The organism is Myxacorys almedinensis A (assembly GCF_010091945.1).
GTDB classification, from domain to species: domain Bacteria; phylum Cyanobacteriota; class Cyanobacteriia; order Leptolyngbyales; family Leptolyngbyaceae; genus Myxacorys; species Myxacorys almedinensis.
Window position 1 is genome coordinate 54,508 of record NZ_WVIE01000023.1, and the last position, 18,576, is coordinate 73,083.

General features: G+C 46.7%; 16 protein-coding genes and 1 CRISPR repeat array. Of the genes, 13 read left to right on the forward strand and 3 right to left on the reverse strand.

All coding sequences use genetic code 11. The features are described from left to right. Positions 1-24: 24 nt before the first annotated feature. Together GS601_RS17400 and GS601_RS17405 are read right to left on the reverse strand one after the other, a co-directional pair. A complete protein-coding gene (locus tag GS601_RS17400) occupies positions 25-432 on the reverse strand; it encodes a hypothetical protein (RefSeq protein ID WP_162424559.1) in 408 nt (135 codons plus the stop codon). Further along, positions 429-1,322, reverse strand: coding sequence for a hypothetical protein (locus tag GS601_RS17405; RefSeq protein WP_162424560.1), 894 nt, complete (start codon positions 1,320-1,322; stop codon positions 429-431). Before GS601_RS17405 ends, GS601_RS17400 begins: the two co-directional genes overlap by 4 nt. Positions 1,323-1,590: 268 nt before the next feature. On the opposite strand from GS601_RS17405, the gene GS601_RS17410 reads away from it, so the two are divergent. Both GS601_RS17410 and GS601_RS17415 read left to right on the forward strand, forming a co-directional pair. Next, positions 1,591-2,031 carry a cupin domain-containing protein gene (locus GS601_RS17410; RefSeq protein ID WP_162424561.1) on the forward strand — a complete coding sequence of 147 codons (441 nt, stop codon included), beginning with the start codon at positions 1,591-1,593 and terminating at the stop codon, positions 2,029-2,031. 77 nt (positions 2,032-2,108) lie between these two features. Further along, a complete protein-coding gene (locus GS601_RS17415) occupies positions 2,109-2,762 on the forward strand; it encodes a response regulator transcription factor (protein WP_162424562.1) in 654 nt (217 codons plus the stop codon). 89 nt (positions 2,763-2,851) lie between these two features. Here the strand turns inward: GS601_RS17415 and GS601_RS17420 are convergent, their stop codons facing one another. Then, on the reverse strand, positions 2,852-3,721 hold the full coding sequence (locus tag GS601_RS17420; RefSeq protein WP_162424563.1) for a helix-turn-helix transcriptional regulator: 870 nt from the start codon (positions 3,719-3,721) through the stop codon (positions 2,852-2,854). An 82-nt stretch (positions 3,722-3,803) separates the two neighbouring features. Between GS601_RS17420 and cas3 the strand changes: the two genes are divergently transcribed. From cas3 to cas2, 11 genes are all read left to right on the forward strand, one after another. Continuing rightward, positions 3,804-5,981, forward strand: a complete 2,178-nt coding sequence (gene cas3 / locus GS601_RS17425) for a type I-D CRISPR-associated helicase Cas3' (protein ID WP_162424564.1) — start codon at positions 3,804-3,806, stop codon at positions 5,979-5,981. A gap of 298 nt (positions 5,982-6,279) precedes the next feature. Next, positions 6,280-6,483 (forward strand): hypothetical protein, encoded by a 204-nt coding sequence (locus GS601_RS17430; protein ID WP_162424565.1) that lies wholly within the window; start codon positions 6,280-6,282, stop codon positions 6,481-6,483. Between the two features lie 217 nt (positions 6,484-6,700). Next, complete coding sequence (mntA, locus tag GS601_RS17435) at positions 6,701-7,375, forward strand: type VII toxin-antitoxin system MntA family adenylyltransferase antitoxin (protein WP_162424566.1); 675 nt, start codon at positions 6,701-6,703, stop codon at positions 7,373-7,375. Continuing rightward, complete coding sequence (hepT, locus tag GS601_RS17440) at positions 7,372-7,842, forward strand: type VII toxin-antitoxin system HepT family RNase toxin (protein WP_162424567.1); 471 nt, start codon at positions 7,372-7,374, stop codon at positions 7,840-7,842. The genes mntA and hepT overlap by 4 nt, the downstream gene beginning before the upstream one ends. After that, positions 7,823-11,221, forward strand: a complete 3,399-nt coding sequence (gene cas10d / locus GS601_RS17445; RefSeq protein WP_162424568.1) for a type I-D CRISPR-associated protein Cas10d/Csc3 — start codon at positions 7,823-7,825, stop codon at positions 11,219-11,221. Before hepT ends, cas10d begins: the two co-directional genes overlap by 20 nt. A gap of 17 nt (positions 11,222-11,238) precedes the next feature. After that, positions 11,239-12,249, forward strand: a complete 1,011-nt coding sequence (gene cas7d, locus GS601_RS17450) for a type I-D CRISPR-associated protein Cas7/Csc2 (protein WP_162424569.1) — start codon at positions 11,239-11,241, stop codon at positions 12,247-12,249. A gap of 6 nt (positions 12,250-12,255) precedes the next feature. Then, complete coding sequence (gene cas5d, locus GS601_RS17455) at positions 12,256-12,960, forward strand: type I-D CRISPR-associated protein Cas5/Csc1 (RefSeq protein WP_162424570.1); 705 nt, start codon at positions 12,256-12,258, stop codon at positions 12,958-12,960. A gap of 3 nt (positions 12,961-12,963) precedes the next feature. Next, on the forward strand, positions 12,964-13,776 hold the full coding sequence (gene cas6, locus GS601_RS17460; RefSeq protein WP_162424571.1) for a CRISPR-associated endoribonuclease Cas6: 813 nt from the start codon (positions 12,964-12,966) through the stop codon (positions 13,774-13,776). A gap of 5 nt (positions 13,777-13,781) precedes the next feature. Further along, positions 13,782-14,366 (forward strand): CRISPR-associated protein Cas4, encoded by a 585-nt coding sequence (gene cas4 / locus GS601_RS17465; protein ID WP_162424572.1) that lies wholly within the window; start codon positions 13,782-13,784, stop codon positions 14,364-14,366. Then, positions 14,366-15,343: a type I-D CRISPR-associated endonuclease Cas1d gene (gene cas1d / locus GS601_RS17470; RefSeq protein WP_162424573.1), complete on the forward strand. Its 978-nt coding sequence runs from the start codon at positions 14,366-14,368 to the stop codon at positions 15,341-15,343. The genes cas4 and cas1d overlap by 1 nt, the downstream gene beginning before the upstream one ends. Positions 15,344-15,350: 7 nt before the next feature. Then, a complete protein-coding gene (gene cas2 / locus GS601_RS17475; RefSeq protein WP_162424574.1) occupies positions 15,351-15,644 on the forward strand; it encodes a CRISPR-associated endonuclease Cas2 in 294 nt (97 codons plus the stop codon). 142 nt (positions 15,645-15,786) lie between these two features. After that, positions 15,787-18,454: a CRISPR direct-repeat array (repeat unit 37 nt; unit sequence GTTTCAAAAACCCAAATCCCGGCAACGGGACTGAAAC). Positions 18,455-18,576 lie beyond the last annotated feature (122 nt).

An 18,576-nucleotide genomic window follows, 5' to 3' on the forward strand; every position in this document is an offset into this window, starting at 1 on the left:
AGCGCCCCGAGCAGAAGCCCTGCGCTAATGCACCCAAAACCGAAACCCCGCATACTGATCCCCTTCGTACAACACCACCAGTTGAGTTTTCGGCTGAAACTGGACAAAATCATCGGCTTCGACTAAGTAAACATCCCGCTCAGCCGGTGTGTCAGAGCGAATCTGAGCGTCGGGCAAGGTGCAGTAAGGCTCCTTCAGAAGGTCACGAACCTTGCCTTTAGCGGCTCCTTGCTCGATGCTGAGGAGTTTGGCAATCTGGGTTCTAGTCAGCTTGCGATCGCCGTTCGCAACGGTTTGACACACCTCACCCGCTTTCGTGCCAAACGAAGGTAAACTTCGGGACTCTAGCAACAGCGCGATCGCAAGTAAGGCGGCTCCTCCAGCCAGCAGTTGCTTGGGCGTCAGCCTCCCAAGCGTGTCGGAGTACTTCATAAAAGTTTCCCTCCAATCACCAAACCCGCCGTGATCAGCAGCAATCGGTAGAGAATAATGGGCGACACTTGCGGTAAAAATAGCGCCGCATAGATTGCCATCAACGCTGGAACAAAGACCAACAGAGCGATGGGCAGCCCTAAGACTGGCAGGCTCGACGCGATGAGATAGAGTCCGTACCGCAATCCGGTGGATGCCCCTATCCAGAGAACAGCATCTAGAGCAACCTCAGAGGGCTGAGGCGGCAACTTCACGACTCGTTGCCAAATCCGTAGGGCAATTGATTTCAGCGTCCGCCGCCGCACCCGACGACGAGGCGGCTGAGACAGATGGGGCGGCAAAGAGAGCGCTGGAATCGGCGAGGAAGGCATCTGTGTTGTGCCATTCATTGCTTCCGGACGGGGAAGCGGAGGTTCTGCGGCAGGCGGCGGTGCCACCGATTTTGGTGGATAGACCGGAAGTTCAACGCCTGATGCGCGCTGATCGGGAGATTCAATATCTTGCGCGATCGCTTTTAACCCTTCCATGTCTTCCAGCATTTCTTCTAAAATGGAGGCAATCTGCTGCCGAAACTGCTGAACGTCGTGTTCGCGGGGGGCGGGCTGCGCCGCGATCGTAGAACGTGAAACCTCCCAAATCGGTTTGACGGGCGTAGAGCTAGTCTGCTTTGATTTAAGGGCGGTTTGAGGCTTGGTTTTGGGTGAAGACTTTGCAGACGATTGGCGTTTGCGCTTAGGGGTCGCCTCAGCCGAGGCAGCGTCAGCCGTTTCTGGGTTAACCTCGGGTTGGGCGGTTGGTTCCTTCGCTAGCCGAGAGGTGCGCCGCTTTTTAGGGCTGGGTTGGTCTTGGGGTATCTGGGTAGATTGGCTATCTGCTTTCAGTTCTGTCATGACGGCTCCTGGAGGCTAGCGAATCATTTAGTACAATAGTACTATTAATAGTATTAGTGTACTAAATGCTATAAGTCAAGCGATGCCGTGTTCGTAATTTGCATGGGCTGACTAGCCTTACAGAGAGAAATTGATTCGCCTGATGCCCTAAAGCGACGGAATAAACAGAAAGTCCTTTATCACAAGTTGGCGCAGTCTGTGATAAAGAAGACGTTTTTTTATGATTAGATGACTTAAACTAAAAGTAGAGCTACCAAAGGAGATCCCTATGGGTCTGAAACGCGGTATTGAAATTATTCCTTTATCCTCGGTAAAAGGAGGAATGGCTGAGTTCTACACGCCTCAATCAAGTCACGAGACGATGTTGGTCAACGTTCCCGCCGGGACGATCGATGACTTGTTTGTGCATCACTTTCAAACCGATCAACTCCTAGTTGTGCGTGGCAGCTTTGTTCTAGTCGTGTTGCAAAATCGCCAATATCAATACATTCCGTTAAGCGAAGCTCACCCCACGATCGCTAAGATTCCGCCGGGCGTTCCCCACGGGGCGATCAACCCAAGCGCTGAGCCTTGTGTGCTGGTCAACGCTGTGTTACGCCATGGTGCACCATCTGAGCGTGACTATCGCCCACTTCGGCAACCCTTCCCCTACGATATGAATACGGTCAATCGATTGCTGCACAATCTCACCTCTCTGACAACGGCGTAACGGGCGTTGCCAGAGTGAGCATTTTCAAGGATCGCTTGACCAGAAGCCCCTCATCTGCATTCCGATGCCTCTTGTTCATGCCGTTGACCATTCTTGTTGCTGAAGACGACTTAGGCACTCGTCTTTCGATCGGCGATTACCTCGAATCTTGCGGTTACTCAGTTGTGTGTGCTGAGAACGGTCGAGAAGCGCTTGCCTTGGTTGAAACCTATCAACCTCATCTGATCATCACAGATGTGACGATGCCGCAGATGGACGGCTATGAGTTTGTGAGGCGAGTCCGCAAGCGCCCGGCAATGCGGCTGTTGCCGGTTGTGTTTTTAACCGGGCGCACTGATCCTCAAGAACGGGTCATGGGCTACCAGCTTGGCTGTGATATCTACTTGGCAAAGCCGTTTGAGTTGACCGAGTTGGGCGCGATCGCGCGGAATTTGCTCGATCGGGTGCAGATGATTGAGTCGGAATGGCGATCGCGGCTGCAAGCGGCAGAACCTGTGGTGCGATCGGAGACTTCTAACAAATATGCGCCTTCCCTGATCACCCTGACCTCGCGGGAGAAAGAGGTGCTAATTTTGCTCAGTGATGGACTCTCGAATGGTCAAATCGGGGGTGAACTTCATCTCAGTTCTCGCACCATCGAAAAGTATGTGAGCAGTTTGCTGAGAAAAACAGATACCAACAACCGAGCGGAGTTAGTTCGCTATGCGATCGAGCATCAGCTTGTAGATTAACTTGGGGATGCATTCAGCAACGCCCAATCGGCAGGTTGCATCCCACCCAAAATGGTATCTTCCCATCGCATGGCTCAGCGATCGCATCTTCACTCACCCTCCAGCAGCCCATACTGTCTACACAGCCCTTGCAATTCCTGCTTCACGCGATCGCGCACCCCCTCTGGAAAAACCACCTCACAATCTTGCCCATACCGCAACACCTCTCGAATAAACCAAAACGTATTGCTGACTCGCCTCACCACCCGCCTCACCTGCGGCAGATCCGTCAACCATTCATTCACCTCATCGTGGGAGGTCTTACTTCGGTAAGCAAACGCTAACCCTCGAAACAAGTGCATCTCAACCCGAATTGTTGCCAAGCTAGAATGCCACTGTCCTGAAACAGGCGCGATCGCGGCATCTGCGATCCGGTCAAACCTTAAACACCGGTTGTGCCTCAACTCTGGCAGATCTCGGCTGTCTTCCGTTTCCTCGCACCAACAATCGAGATAGTGCCGCTCTTCATGAACGGCAACTTCGGCGCATCGGATCGTAAATTGCCACACCCGTTCTGCTGCATCCTGATAGGACAACTGAAACGGTTGCTGCCGTTGGATATAGCGCTCTACTTCGAGCCGCCACGGCGGTGAAGGATGCTGGATAAATTGCTCTAATTCTATTCGCATCGGGATAGAAATCTCACTGCGGCTTACCAGAATTTGCGCGATCGCTAAGGCATCCTGAATCTGCCCTGCATCTAGCAACGCAGTCCGGGCATGGTTTAACGAACGAATTCGCTCTGCCGTCCAGTCGTGGTTTGGGGCAATGATTAGCTGGCGACGTGCGATCGCTTCGACCAATTTAGAAATATTGGCGCGATCGCCCCACGTCATGCCCAATTCGAGCGCTAGGCTCTCTAGCTGTGCCTTGTCGCGATCGGAAATCGATAACGTAATTGATTCACCTTTACGACCCATATTTATGTACGTACACTTTGAACTTGCATATTTTTATTATGCCGATATGATAGACCTATAGCAACTCGTCACGTACACTTCGATGAGCAATTATTCTATTACGCTCCAGCCAGTTTATTCTTGCCCTGCGCCAGAAGCGTCGGAGAAATTGAGGCTTCCGGATCAATGGGTGCTTTCCTGGCATCAGGCAGAAACTTTAAGAGCATTGCAAGATCCAACGATCGATGTGGTCTTTAATACCGCAATGACAGGCGATGGAAAAAGCCTAGCCGCTTATCTGAGCGTTCTTCAAGGAGACTGTTGTGCGATCGGGTTATATCCCACTAACGAGCTTGCAAGAGATCAGGAAACTCAAATTAAGAACTACATTGAACAGTTCAAACCAGAAAATGATCCACGAGTTGTGAGATTGAGCGGAGCAACATTAGAAAACTATGCAGAAAATGAAGACCTGCGAAAAAGTGCCGCGATCGCGACTCGAACTGAGCAAACAGAAGTTTTACTAACCAATCCGGATCTCTTTCACTACTTGCATCGAGGGGCTTATCTCATGCCGGATGATAGTCCTGACAAGCTGTGGGGACGAATCGATAAAGTCTTTAAGCTATTCATTTTTGATGAGTTTCATGTGTTCGCTGCGCCTCAGATTTCGAGCGTGATTAATACAATGCTATTAATTCGATCGACGAGTCGGCGCAGAAAGTTCTTGTTTCTTTCTGCAACACCAGATGAACAGTTAATTCAGCGATTGAGAAAAGCAGGATTTCGCTGCAAAGTCATTGACCCGATCGCAGAAAATAAGTATCAATTCCCTGTCTCAGCCGAGCAACAAGAACAGCTTAAATCAGAAAATTGGCGACAAGTTGCACGATCGATTAGGCTCAACTTTGTACCGTTGGAGTCTGCTGCAAAAGCCTCAGAAACATGGTTAAGAGATAATGCAGCATTGATTTTAGAGCAGTTCCAGCAACATCCTGGAAGTAAAGGGGCAATAATTCTCAATTCGATCGCAGCAGTCAAGCGATTGAAACCTTTCTTTCAAGAGCAACTCTTACCCTATGGTTTAACAGTCAATGAGAATACGGGACTATCTGGAACAACAGAGCGAGAACAGTCTTTGTCTGCTGATCTGATTTTGGGAACCAGTACGATCGATGTCGGAGTTGACTTTAAGATCAACTTTCTCATTTTTGAATCGTCTGATGCAGGTAATTTTATCCAGCGCTTTGGACGATTAGGGCGACACGATGGCTATCAACTGAACAATCGAACGATTCAGTTTAAGAACTTTACGGCTTATGCACTTGTTCCGAAGTTTTTCACAGAGCGACTGTTTGAAAGAGACTCACCTCCATTGATTCAAGGTGAACAATACGATCGTCCTTTTTTCAATGCGACGGTTTTAGATGAGTATCGGACTATCAATGATTTTCGGGGTTACTACAAACGATGGGGAGCTTTTCAGTCGCTTCATCTGGGTCGCAAATTAGCACACAAAACGATTCAAGACCAATACGCGAGTAGTTTAGAAGAATTTCAGACCGCTTGTGAGACTGTTTTCGATCGCTCTTTTAGAGAACTAGCTGGGTTTGTAAAAGGCTGGGGGGAGGCTTGGCAAAAACTTTCGGGCAAAAAAGAGAAAAGTCCAATTTATGAGGATGCTTGTAGTTTCAGAGGCTCTAGTCCGTTACAGTGCGGCATCTATGATTTGACTGAAGAGAATGAAAGCGATCGCTTTAAAACTTACGATCTCCCCGGAGTTCTCAGCAATCTAGAAATCGAGATCACGACCGAAGCGGCGTTCATACGATCGCTCAATGACACCGTTCAGCGCACTCAGCACCCGATTCCGAAAGGTCGATTTTCTCACTGTTTAGCCTTTATGAAACTTCATCGCTATCGAGAAGAGCGATCGAATTGGAAATTTACCTATTCAGGAGACCTCAGCGCAAAAGCCTGGCAAATTCAAGTTCTCACAGGAATCGAAGTCTGGCAACCGGATAACCCTTGGGCAAGCGAGATCAATAAACGACTGAGAATAGAGGGCTTGGTTGCTTACGTGGTAAAGCGTCCTGTGGCTGATGTGCGATTTAAGCTAAAGCTGCCGATGCACTTTCAGATTTATCCGATTAGTGATTCGCGCAGTTTTCATGATGTAGTTGCGCCTCATGCGATCGCGTTTGGACAAAGCGCCCTTCTCCTCGACACCCTCGCCTACCAACTCAAAAGCAAAGGAGGCGAAGACCCATGGATATTTTGATGTTTCAGTCCCGTTGCCGGGATTTAGAAGAATCTGACGGAGATGAAACAGCTTACGCCATTAAGTGCAGACGTATTTATTTCAATCCCGTTGCCGGGATTCAATTCCCTGTGTTTAACGCAAGGCTCCGCAGACATCCTGAAATTGTATCAAGTCTCGACTTATTTAGCCGTTAAATAGGTCTGAACTTGAAAAATCTCTTGCCATCGGCTGTCGATCAGGCTAGATTTTGATCGGCTAAAAGAAATGGTTCGTTTGAACTGTAAATTTAGTCACATCTTTTACCACGGAGGATTTTATGGATTCCAAGAAGACCAAGCTAGAATTGTTGCGCGAACTTCTCTCGGATGCAACATGGCACTGGGGCGATGAACTGGCTGTAAAAGTCGGACATCGTTTTGGGGCAACGATTAAACTAGCTAGAGACAAAGGCTACTTGATTGAAACGAATCGAGTGGGGCTGAAAAATCGCTACCGGATGTTGAAAACTTCAGTTCGTTAAAAACTTTAGGCTCTCTATAATTCTAAGAAAGTCTGCCTACGATTAGAGGGAAGTTCTCGAATAGCTTTCGGCATTAAGTACAGGCATAAGTAATCTCAACCCCCTTCTAGATACTTCGGTAACAAGGTTGGTTAAGTAACGATAAATCCTAAACCTAAAATGCAAATCGCCCTAAACGCTTCCCTCTTTCTTTAACTTATCTAAAAAGTTGCGGGACATGAATGAACAAACCCTTCTAAAGCGAATTACGATCGATCGCAAAATTCTCAATGGCAAACCTGCGATTCGGGAACGCCTTACTGTTGAACGCGCCTTAGAACTACTGGCAACCGGAGAAACGTTTGAAACAATAGTAGAAAGTTATCCTTGGTTGGAACGGGAAGACCTTCAAGCTTGTCTAGTTTATGCCCGTCAGCTAGTGCTTCAGGAACAAGCTAAACCCTCATATCAGCAGCCACAAACTTTAGAAGATCTCATTGAACTGGTTCCGCAAATCCTTGAGCAAGTTCCCTACCTCAAACTATTAGTGCTCTTTGGCTCCAGAGCTAGAGGGGATCATGATGCAAACAGCGATTGGGACTTTGCTTTTCTGTGTGATGAAGAACGCCGTAAAGAGTACGAAAAGGGAGGCTTCGACTTTCTTCGTATCTGGGGAGTTTTGCAACAGGTTTACAAGCTAGGCGATGACCAGATTGATGCGATTGATATGAAAGAGTGTTCAGATGTGCTAGCGCATAATATTGCAAAAGACGGGCAGATCCTTTATGAACTCGAACCCGGAGAATTTGAGCGATTTCAGCAGCAGAAACTAATGAGTAAAGAACAACTTAAAATTTTTCGGCAGCAACAGCGAGAGATGATTCAATCTACCTTAGAGAAATTGAAACGATGAAGGAATTCACCTCGATCACGGTTGGCGAAAAAATAGGAGGAATTGGAAGGCGATTACAACGCCTCGATCGCTTTCAATCTCTGACGTTGGACGAATATCTGCAAGATGAAGATATACAAAGCATTATTGAACGCCTACTTGAACAAATTATTCAATCTGCTCTTGATATCAATCGGGCTTTCCTCAAGCGCGTTGCTGGAATTGCTTCAGAAGGTGGCAAAGCTCCAAAAAATGCTGAGACATTTACCTTAGCTGGGCAGTATGGATTGATTTCTCCAGCATTAGGTAAACGTATGGAGAAATCAGGAGGATTTCGCAATGTACTAGCTCACTTGTATGACGAAATCATTGCTGAAAAGGTATACGAAGCTCTGCAATATGCTTTGACTGATTACCCACAGTATGTTGCAGAAGTTGAAGCCTATTTGAATTTACTGGAACAAACAGATGACGAAGAATCAGACTGATCATCAAATAGAGCAATTATCGCTTGATGTGGAAGAGATGACAGAAGGTATAGATCAACTAGATGATTGGAAAGATGATTCTGAGCTAGAAGGTGAAAGCAGTTCTCGCACGATCGAACCCGTTCAACGCGAGTTACTCACTCTCAAACTCCTTCGAGAAGCAATTCAGGCGCAAAATCCGAATGATGCTGTGATGCAAGACTTTGCTGAGTATGTTTTACCGAATCTATTGAGAATTGCGATCGGTGTTACTGCAAAAGGCGGAAAATTTACAGAGCGTCGAGATGCAGAAGCTGCGGCGAGAGGAGAAAAAAATACAAGTAGGCGTAGTGCAGCAGACCAGTCGCTGAATACGCATTTGTTGAACGGGCTGTTTCCAGCGAATCTAATCGAACAGAGACTAGAAAAGCTTGATACTACGATTCGTAGAGTAGTGAAAGAAAAAGAACGGAGACTTGCGATCGCAGGCTTCATTCTTCACGATTTTGAGAAATTTCCTGATGTTCCCGATGACTGTCGCAAATTAGCGATCGCAGAACATCGGCAAATTATTGATCAGAAAGTTCAACAGCTAGGACTCGATCGATTTATTGATCCAAACAATGCTGAAACGTATCGAGATTACATTGATGACTTACTTTGTATTGCCTACAATGCACAGCGACGATGGGACACAAATTGGAACTTTTCTGAGTATGGACTAGACCCGATTCTCAACGGTCAGAAGCTTTCAAGCCTTGCGAATCTAGCTTGTCTCGCAGATTCTCTGGCTTCGATCGTCAAACATCCGCATGATGCTAAAACTTCTAGGCTCAAAGAGCTAATTCATACGCTTAGTGATGGAAAGCTGAAATTTACCTATCACAGCATTTCAGAAAATCGCGGTGCTCTAACAAACGTTGTTAATAATGCGCTAGTAGATGCACATACGAACCTCAATACAGATGAGTGTATCTATGAGCCGTTGCTATACCTGCCAACTGGAGTAATCTATCTCGCGATTAAAGATGCACCAGAGATCGATCCCAGCGATCTCCCTGATCGAGTCGTCAATAAAATCAAAGACCTATGTACTGAGCAATTACGGCTCAGACAAACTGGATTTGGGCGAGACGGCAAAGGAATGAAATATGCCGATTACTATGGATTGTTTTGCAGCGATCGCACTTTGATGCAAATCGCACTGGATGCAACTCTGCGAATTTTGTCGCCGAGTAAACCGTCAGTCGCGAAGAGTCGGAATGACAAGCTAATCGATTTTCAGCAGAAAGGTGCGTTGTCTTCTGATTATGATTTTGGCTTTGAAGATGACATTCGCATTGACCAGATTGCTGAATTTGGCGATGTGGTGAGCCGCAAAATTTGGGGCGATCGCGTTGAAAAAATCACCACTGCCCGCAGACACGATAAAAAACTTCCTGAACTTCCTGACCTAAATTTGACGCAAATCGTTGCTGAGTCGCTAGGACTGGCTGAATATTTACCGCAAATTCGAGAGATTCAGAAAATTAATGAGACGCTCAAGGAGAGAAAGCTCAAAGGCAGCACAGGTGGAATTCCTTACGAATGGTACTATCTAGCCGCAAAGTATCTAGAGCAGCATCCCGGCATTGAGAATGTCCGTGAACTGTGCGATCGCATTATCACTTGCATTGCAGATCAGATCGAACCAATCGTAGCTCAATACCCGTTACCAGACGGTTGGGATGATCTGCGATCGTGGGTCAAATCAGTCGTGATGCTTCCTCACTCAACGCCTCCAACCCAACAAGTCGATCAATTTCTTAAAGAGTTGTCGAATTATAATGCTGCAAAGAAATCTGGGCGAGGCAAACAACTCATCTGTTCGGTATCTCACTCTGCTTATACGGTCACTGAGCAAATGGAATCATCGGTGCTGTTTACGCCACAGGTGTATACCAATAAGCAAATGCTAGGAGGAGGAAACGCGAAACGAAATATTTCTAGTATTGCAAGTCTAGAAATTATGCTGCGGCAAATCTTGATGAATCAAACCCAAGCGGTTGGAAAGCGATTTGAAGATGGAAAATATCGCTATCTCTATTTCTATCCGACCTATTACTTCACACCAGAAACGAATCGATTTTTGCAAAAAGCATACACCAGCATTGCTCAAACTCGATTTGATACAACGTTGCGAAATCATTTTATTTCTAAGTCTCTGGAGGCGGATTTTGGGCGCGATCGCTATCAGACAATTGATGCCTTTCTAATGGATGAAAACTGCGAACTCAGGAAAAATCTTCCCGAAGATGATCCTAATTACAAAAAGGATCGCACCTTCAAACTGTCCTATCCCGATGACCAACCCTTGACGTTTTACTTCATGGCGCTGCCACCAGGCAAAGACCCAACCGATACCGAATCTTGGGTGATGCCTGCCTGGTTAGGCTTCGCATTTCCGATGATTCTAGATGTCAAAACGGTTGTGTCTGAATCGCCGATTCCGCCGTTTACAGACGGTGCAGAGTTTGAGGAAAGCGTCTTTCTAGATAGTGCGCCGCAAGCAATTCGGGTTTTAGTTAAGCGCGATCGCTTTCGGCTCGACTCTATCTTAGAAGGCTGGAAGGATGCCGACGGCACTCAATATCCTGCACCATTGAATGTTTTGACCGCTGCTTACGCCATTCATTTAGAAGTTAACGCCAAACAAGGAAAGGGTGGCTATGATGCTGACTGGGGGAAGTTAACAGAGCTTGCCAAGGATTTTGAAACAAGTCCACTTTATGTTTTTAGTTACCTTAACCGATGGATACGCAAACAAAAAAACGACATTGCCCGCATCGAGAAAATTCGCCTCTATGCCTATCATTTTTATCCCTGCTTCGATCCTTATGTTGAATTCGACGCAACGCTAGATCGATTGCACTTGAAAACACCAGAGAAATCGCCAATGAATCATCCTCAAAAACTTACTGATCTGTACCGCAGATTTTATCGAGCTAACAAACGATACAATCCCAAAGCGAATGCTGTCCTTAAACCAATCGATGTGGCGGCTGAGGTCATTCTCAAAGCAGACTCGACGGTCTTTGGGGGTGAAACCCTAATCACTGTCGTCGCGTCAGAAGTCTTCAAGCTGATGGATCGAGTTCGGGCTTCCCGCGCAGAAGGTTTTAATAAACTCTTCGATCGCGAGGAAGAACGACAAGCTATTCTCGACTTTGCCCAATATTTCGTCGTGGATGTGTTTGAAAAAGCATTTGCTAGCGATCGCGCTCGGTTAGCAGGACGGCAACTCAACCTACTTCGAGACACTTGCGAATTTCTCTACCGTTTAGAACAAGACAAAGAGAATCGCGACTTGAAAGCAAAAGGCGAAGCAATCGAAGACGAAGATACCACCACTGAAGACTAACTTACAGGAGAATCTCAATGTCATTACTGAAAACGCTCGACTCTAAATTTTTCCATGCTGAAATTCCATACAAGCCAATGGGTAAGTATGCACACTTTTTAACGATTCGGGTTACAGAATCTTATCCACTGTTTCAAACGGATGGAGAACTAAATAAAGCACGAGTACGAGCAGGAATTGAAAATGCGGCTCCTATCAGTCGGTTAACCATGTTTAAGCGCAAACAATCAACGCCAGAACGCTTAGTTGGTCGAGAATTGTTGCGAAACTATAGCTTCATGACCGATGAAGAATGTGAATACAACGTCAAATTTGCAATGGATAATCCTGATTGCATTATCTATGGATTTGCGATCGGGGATTCTGGCTCAGAAAAATCAAAAGTTGTTGTAGATACAGCCTTCTCAATCACAACCTTTGATGGGTCGCACGAGACATTTACCCTAAACGCGCCTTTCGAGAATGGCACAATGGCATCCAAAGGTGAGGCAGGGTCTAAACCTGGAGAGGTGACCAGTCGAATTAACCAACAAGATCACATTCGCCCTCAAGTCTTTTTTCCCAGTATTGTCACGTTGAAAGATCCGACTGAGGCTAGTTTTCTCTATGTGTTCAACAACATTTTGAGAACTCGTCACTATGGCGCACAAACAACGCGGACTGGACGGCTCAGAAATGAATTAGTTGGTGTTGTGTTTGCCGATGGAGAAATTACCAGTAACCTGCGCTGGACTCAGGCAATCTACGATCAAATGCAAGCGAAAAACACCTTGCAAATCACTGATCCACTGAATGAAGATGAGGTGTTGGAAACTGCGATCGCAACGATTCAAACTTTAATGGCTGAGGAATTCATTGTGCATACTGACCTCATTGGTTCAGACTTTCAAGCCCTCCTGGCTGAAGTAAAAACGCTTACAGGTCAAGAATCGGGAATGCGATCGCTTCTCCAACAAGCAGATGTAGAAGCTAAAGCCTATGCCAAGAAACACATCAGCAAAAAGTCAACAACTACAAGAGCAAAGTAACGAACAATGCCTTTTTTCTACCGTTGCACTCTAGAACTTCATGACAGCCTATATTTCGCAACCCGTGAATTAGGACGGCTGTATGAAACGGAGCCAGTGATTCACAACTACGCGCTTGCCTATGCGATCGGTTTAATTGATAGCTTGCAACACAATACTATAGTTGTGGAGGAAAATGCTTACCGCTATTTCTGCGCTGAACAAGTTCCAAAATATAAAGAGCATCTTACACCGCTTAATAATCAGGGCATTTATGTGACACCTGCAAGAGCAATCTTTCATACGACCACATTAAATACTTGGAAGTATGCCGACAACCGCTACCACGTTGAGATGCAGCCAACTGAACGCAATATCCCAAGTTTCGGTAGAACAAAGGAGATTGCACCCGAAAGCCAGTTTGAGTTTTTCATCGTGTCTGAGCGATCGCTAACGTTGCCGCGCTGGATTCGGTTGGGCAAGTGGGCAAGTAAAGCTGAGTTGATTGCTGAGCCATTACCAACTGCCAAACATCATCAGATGGCGGAGTTTACAGTTCCTTATTTGCTCAATCCATTGGATGTGATGTTTACCAATCAGATCTTGAGCTACGACACGGTGAACATGCCTCCCGTGAGCTTGATTCGGAATGTGCGATTGTGTGGAGAGTTTTACACATTCGAGGGACTGAGCCTCAAAATCCCAGCCCAGATGCACTATCGCTTTGGATAACCGATGCCTCATAGTTTAGTTCTGCAATTACAGCCTCAGTCGCCTATCCCAGCGAGCCACTTGAGTGGGCGACATCTCCATGCCTTGTTTTTGGATTTAGTACGATCGCAAGATCCCACTCTCAGCAAAGCCCTCCATACACAGACCTCCGAAAAATCCTTCACGCTCAGTGCCTTGCAAACTAAGTCGCGGGATTCAGGGCTTCAATATCAGCACGATCATGCGATCGCGGCAGGAACCCCCTGTTGGTGGCGAATTTCGCTGCTTGATGATGCCTTGTTTGGCAAACTCGCACCGCTATGGCTTACCTTAAATTCTCAGCAACCGTGGCACTTAGGAGCCGCCGAAATTACCGTCACAAGCGTGCTGGGAACGCCGCAGCCGAGGCAACCTTGGGCAGGCTTTGCCACCTACCCTCAGATGGTCGAAGAGGCATCAGATCGCGATCGACAGGTAAAATTTCTATTTTGTACCCCAACCACATTTCGCCAGGCAAAGTATGACAGTGCTTTACCTACGAGGGATTTAGTGTTCCAGAGTTTGTTGCGGCGTTGGAACCAATACAGCGAGATTGTGTTTCTCGAAGCGATCATCGAAGCGATCTTTCCAAGTTTTTTTGACATTCGCACCGACATTGTAATTGACAGCCGCAGTAAGTTCATTGGCTGTGTAGGGGAAGTCACATTTCAGATTTTGGGTGATGTTGAGGCTCAGACGATCCGGCAGATTAATACACTGGCTGATTTTGCCCTATATGCCGGGGTGGGACGAAAAACGCCAATGGGAATGGGAATGGTAAGACGAAGGAGAAAGTAGTACTCATGGATCTTGAACAGTATTTGCCTCTCTCGTATTTGAATGCTTGGGAGTACTGTCCGCGTCGCTTTTATTTAGAGTATGTGTTGGGCGAAATGGCAGAAAACGAACATCTCGTTTTAGGGAATCATCTGCACCGCAATATCAATGAGGAATCGGTGATCCACGAGGGCGATAAGATCGTGCATCAGCAGCAATGGGTGTGGAGCGATCGCTTGCACGTTAGCGGCGTGATCGATGCCGTAGAGGAGCGATCGGGGCATCTGGTTCCCCTCGAATATAAGAAAGGCAAAATGGGTCGCCACTTGAGCGATCATTTTCAACTGTGTGCAGCGGCGCTGTGCCTGGAAGAACGGACGGGAAAGGATATTCCCCATGGCGAAATTTTCTATCATGCCAATCGGCGGCGGCAGACGGTGGCGTTTTCGCCAGAACTAAGGCAGATGACCGAACGGGCGATCGCATCTGCCCAAGTTGCCGAATCTCAACCAATGCCCGCGCCAATCGATCACAAAACAAAGTGTCAGGCGTGCAGTTTACAAGATATTTGCTTGCCTTTGGAAATGAAAGTATTGAGGAGTTGGTGCTAATGTCAGTTCTATATGTGACTCAGCCGGATGCGGTGTTGAATAAATCTTACGAAGCCTTTACCGTTGCGCTCAAACAAACTGATGGGTCTTGGAAAAAGCAAACGATTCCGGCGCAGACTGTTGAACAAGTTGTGTTGATGGGCAATCCTCAAGTGACAGGAGATGCATTGGTTTATGCATTGGAGTTGGGGATGCCGGTGCATTATCTTTCGAGTTTTGGGAAGCATTTGGGTTCGGCATTGCCTTCGTGTTCGCGGAATGGGCAATTGCGATTGTCGCAGTATCGGATGTATGAAGATTGCGATCGCAAGTTGGCGCTTGTCAAGGCGATCGTCGGTGCTAAAATTCACAATCAATCTACGGTGTTATATCGTCATCAGGTGAAGGAAAGTGCGCTGAAGCAGCGTAAAGCTCAGGTTCCGTTGCAGGGTACGATTGACCAAGTGCGGGGGATGGAAGGCATGGCGGCACGGGAATATTTTGCCTGCTGGTCGCAGATGCTGAATGAACCTTGGACGTTTTCGGGGCGCAATCGCCGACCGCCGACTGATCCAGTGAATTCGCTTTTGAGTTTTGCCTATGGATTGCTGCGATCGCAAGTCACGGCGGCGGTGCATTTGGCAGGGCTTGATCCGTACATTGGCTATTTGCATGAAGTGACGCGGGGGCAACCTGCTTTGGTGTTAGATTTGATGGAAGAGTTTCGCCCACTGATTGCCGATAATGTGGTGCTGGCGGTGTTGAATAACCGGGAACTTCAGCCGAAGGATTTTACGGAAAGTTTGGGAGCATATCGGCTTTCAGATGCGGGGCGAAAGGCATTTTTGCAAGCGTTTGAGCGCAAGTTGAGCGATGAGTTTAAGCATCCGGTGTTTGAGTACCGCTGCACTTATCGACGATCGATCGAGCTTCAAGCCCGACTGTTAGCCCGACATTTACAAGAAGGTGTGCCTTATAAACCGCTTGTCCTCCGTTGAGATCTATATGTCTGTTCTGTTTTATCTGATCATTTATGATTTGCCTGACAATAAGATGGCGAATAAACGGCGAACTCGTCTGCACAAGCTGCTGTCTGGTTATGGTAAGTGGATGCAGTACAGTGTGTTTGAGTGTTTCCTGAGCGCGATGCAGTTTGCTAAACTTCAGACACAGTTGGAGAAGTTGGTGAAGCCTGATGAGGATTCGGTGCGAATTTATGTCCTCGATTCTGGGTCAGTGAAGCGAACGCTCGTGTATGGTTCTGAAAAACCGCGTCATGAGTCGGCAATCGTTCTATAATTAGGAAAATATTTTGGCAAACCGAAGCGGGGTCGAAAACCCTGGGGGGTTTGCCAAACTGCCAGAACCTTGACAATTCAATACTTTCAAAAGATGCACAAAATGCTCCAATCAGCTAATAAAGGCTCAATTTGACTTTCAAGTTTCAAAAACCCAAATCCCGGCAACGGGACTGAAACACACAACAATAGCAGCAGGAGATATCGTATCTGGCAGTTTCAAAAACCCAAATCCCGGCAACGGGACTGAAACCGGAATGCAGGCAGAATTCAGAACGGCAAAAACAGCAGGGTTTCAAAAACCCAAATCCCGGCAACGGGACTGAAACACGATCGAGTTAACGATTCGCCCCAACGAAGATCGCGACGGTTTCAAAAACCCAAATCCCGGCAACGGGACTGAAACCAGTCAGCGAAAAGCTACAGCGAATCGACCCGCACGTTTCAAAAACCCAAATCCCGGCAACGGGACTGAAACATTCGGAACGAAAACGGGCTAACTCTGGATTGGGGTTCGTTTCAAAAACCCAAATCCCGGCAACGGGACTGAAACTCGAGTTTGCCTTCGACAACGACAAAGGAACCATCGTTTCAAAAACCCAAATCCCGGCAACGGGACTGAAACTGTGAGGAGGGCTTTACGACCCGATTGAAACTTGTGTTTCAAAAACCCAAATCCCGGCAACGGGACTGAAACGTTGGAAAGAGACATTAAAAAGAATTAGTAGTGCATATTGTTTCAAAAACCCAAATCCCGGCAACGGGACTGAAACATCATCTCAGTCAGATGAAGCTTTTAGGGATGCGTGTTTCAAAAACCCAAATCCCGGCAACGGGACTGAAACCCAATGAGTATGTAGAATTAGTAAATGAGGGTATTAGTTTCAAAAACCCAAATCCCGGCAACGGGACTGAAACACGTTTTTTCCACTCATATTTTCAAAAATCAAATAGTTTCAAAAACCCAAATCCCGGCAACGGGACTGAAACAAAAAATGAAAGATTCTGGAAAAGTAACAGTTGCGAGTTTCAAAAACCCAAATCCCGGCAACGGGACTGAAACAGCGATCGCAAATTCTTCCTAATCAAGACACAGGAGTTTCAAAAACCCAAATCCCGGCAACGGGACTGAAACATCTGTAATGTCGTGGCGTAAGAGATCGAATCAAGGTTTCAAAAACCCAAATCCCGGCAACGGGACTGAAACGCTTAAATTAGTCTGCCAAATTCCAGGAGACAATTCGTTTCAAAAACCCAAATCCCGGCAACGGGACTGAAACACGATAAATTGATAAATCCACCGGAATCAACATAATGGTTTCAAAAACCCAAATCCCGGCAACGGGACTGAAACATCGATTGCGTCGTGAAAACCCATAACGAGGGCTGGGTTTCAAAAACCCAAATCCCGGCAACGGGACTGAAACCTTTTCTTATTTGATCTTGGCGCTGAGCAATCTTCGTTTCAAAAACCCAAATCCCGGCAACGGGACTGAAACAATCATCGATACCAAAATCGTTATCGTATATTTTGTTTCAAAAACCCAAATCCCGGCAACGGGACTGAAACTTTTTATTAGAAAATAGTGATTCCTTGCCCACACAGTTTCAAAAACCCAAATCCCGGCAACGGGACTGAAACCATAGTCATGTTTTACGTAAAGGATTACGGTGGTTTCAAAAACCCAAATCCCGGCAACGGGACTGAAACAGTAATTTTGGGCATTAGACACTCTTGGTCGTCTCGTTTCAAAAACCCAAATCCCGGCAACGGGACTGAAACTCTTGGCATCAACAAGCCACCTGGGATCTATTGGGCGTTTCAAAAACCCAAATCCCGGCAACGGGACTGAAACCTGTTGCGGGTGCTGCAATTGCTTTCACTTCTCAGGTTTCAAAAACCCAAATCCCGGCAACGGGACTGAAACCTTTGCGACATAAAATGCTGCAAAAGTTTCATCACGGTTTCAAAAACCCAAATCCCGGCAACGGGACTGAAACAACGTGAAAAATCAGATACCGATAATCAAAGTAGCAGTTTCAAAAACCCAAATCCCGGCAACGGGACTGAAACTTCGGTGGCGCACCCGGATCAAGAAATACACATCTGTTTCAAAAACCCAAATCCCGGCAACGGGACTGAAACAATTGCCAGCAATCCATCATTGATCGATGTGAATCGTTTCAAAAACCCAAATCCCGGCAACGGGACTGAAACCTTCATTTCAAAACACTTTTCAATCAGTTTCCACTCAAGTTTCAAAAACCCAAATCCCGGCAACGGGACTGAAACGATAGACAAATGAGACTACTGACTCAGTTCTGGAGTAGGTTTCAAAAACCCAAATCCCGGCAACGGGACTGAAACTGATACTGTTTTTTGTAGGTCGGCAAAGGCTTTTTAGTTTCAAAAACCCAAATCCCGGCAACGGGACTGAAACATCTTTGTTCCGAACAACATCCCCGCTTTCTAGAGGGTTTCAAAAACCCAAATCCCGGCAACGGGACTGAAACTCGGAGTTAATAATCTCCGAGATTCTAAAACTGTTTTAGTTTCAAAAACCCAAATCCCGGCAACGGGACTGAAACAATCGCTCGACGGTTAGAGGTGAGCCAGATCAGATCGTGTTTCAAAAACCCAAATCCCGGCAACGGGACTGAAACCTTCATCGTCGTCCTCCAGCCAAGTATCCTCGTGGTTTCAAAAACCCAAATCCCGGCAACGGGACTGAAACACAAGATCATTCCGTGTGCCGATACCCCAGCAGGCTATAGTTTCAAAAACCCAAATCCCGGCAACGGGACTGAAACTCATAGCGCTTTAGCTCCAAGGCGATCAGGGTTGCCCACGGTGTTTCATACCAAATTGAAAAAAGGGAGAGACAAATGAGAGAATGGGTTCTGCCGTGTGGAGAAAAACAGCAATGTCAGGT

Excerpts from the sequence above, each read along its gene's own strand:
- cas3 (WP_162424564.1), top strand. The coding sequence starts at position 3,804 with ATGAGCAATTATTCTATTACGCTCCAGCCAGTTTATTCTTGCCCTGCG.
- GS601_RS17400 (WP_162424559.1), bottom strand. The coding sequence starts at position 432 with ATGAAGTACTCCGACACGCTTGGGAGGCTGACGCCCAAGCAACTGCTG.
- cas6 (WP_162424571.1), top strand. The coding sequence starts at position 12,964 with ATGCCTCATAGTTTAGTTCTGCAATTACAGCCTCAGTCGCCTATCCCA.
- GS601_RS17415 (WP_162424562.1), top strand. The coding sequence starts at position 2,109 with ATGCCGTTGACCATTCTTGTTGCTGAAGACGACTTAGGCACTCGTCTT.
- cas5d (WP_162424570.1), top strand. The coding sequence starts at position 12,256 with ATGCCTTTTTTCTACCGTTGCACTCTAGAACTTCATGACAGCCTATAT.
- GS601_RS17410 (WP_162424561.1), top strand. The coding sequence starts at position 1,591 with ATGGGTCTGAAACGCGGTATTGAAATTATTCCTTTATCCTCGGTAAAA.
- cas7d (WP_162424569.1), top strand. The coding sequence starts at position 11,239 with ATGTCATTACTGAAAACGCTCGACTCTAAATTTTTCCATGCTGAAATT.
- cas1d (WP_162424573.1), top strand. The coding sequence starts at position 14,366 with ATGTCAGTTCTATATGTGACTCAGCCGGATGCGGTGTTGAATAAATCT.
- GS601_RS17420 (WP_162424563.1), bottom strand. The coding sequence starts at position 3,721 with ATGGGTCGTAAAGGTGAATCAATTACGTTATCGATTTCCGATCGCGAC.
- cas4 (WP_162424572.1), top strand. The coding sequence starts at position 13,782 with ATGGATCTTGAACAGTATTTGCCTCTCTCGTATTTGAATGCTTGGGAG.
- GS601_RS17405 (WP_162424560.1), bottom strand. The coding sequence starts at position 1,322 with ATGACAGAACTGAAAGCAGATAGCCAATCTACCCAGATACCCCAAGAC.
- GS601_RS17430 (WP_162424565.1), top strand. The coding sequence starts at position 6,280 with ATGGATTCCAAGAAGACCAAGCTAGAATTGTTGCGCGAACTTCTCTCG.
- cas2 (WP_162424574.1), top strand. The coding sequence starts at position 15,351 with ATGTCTGTTCTGTTTTATCTGATCATTTATGATTTGCCTGACAATAAG.
- cas10d (WP_162424568.1), top strand. The coding sequence starts at position 7,823 with ATGACGAAGAATCAGACTGATCATCAAATAGAGCAATTATCGCTTGAT.
- hepT (WP_162424567.1), top strand. The coding sequence starts at position 7,372 with ATGAAGGAATTCACCTCGATCACGGTTGGCGAAAAAATAGGAGGAATT.
- mntA (WP_162424566.1), top strand. The coding sequence starts at position 6,701 with ATGAATGAACAAACCCTTCTAAAGCGAATTACGATCGATCGCAAAATT.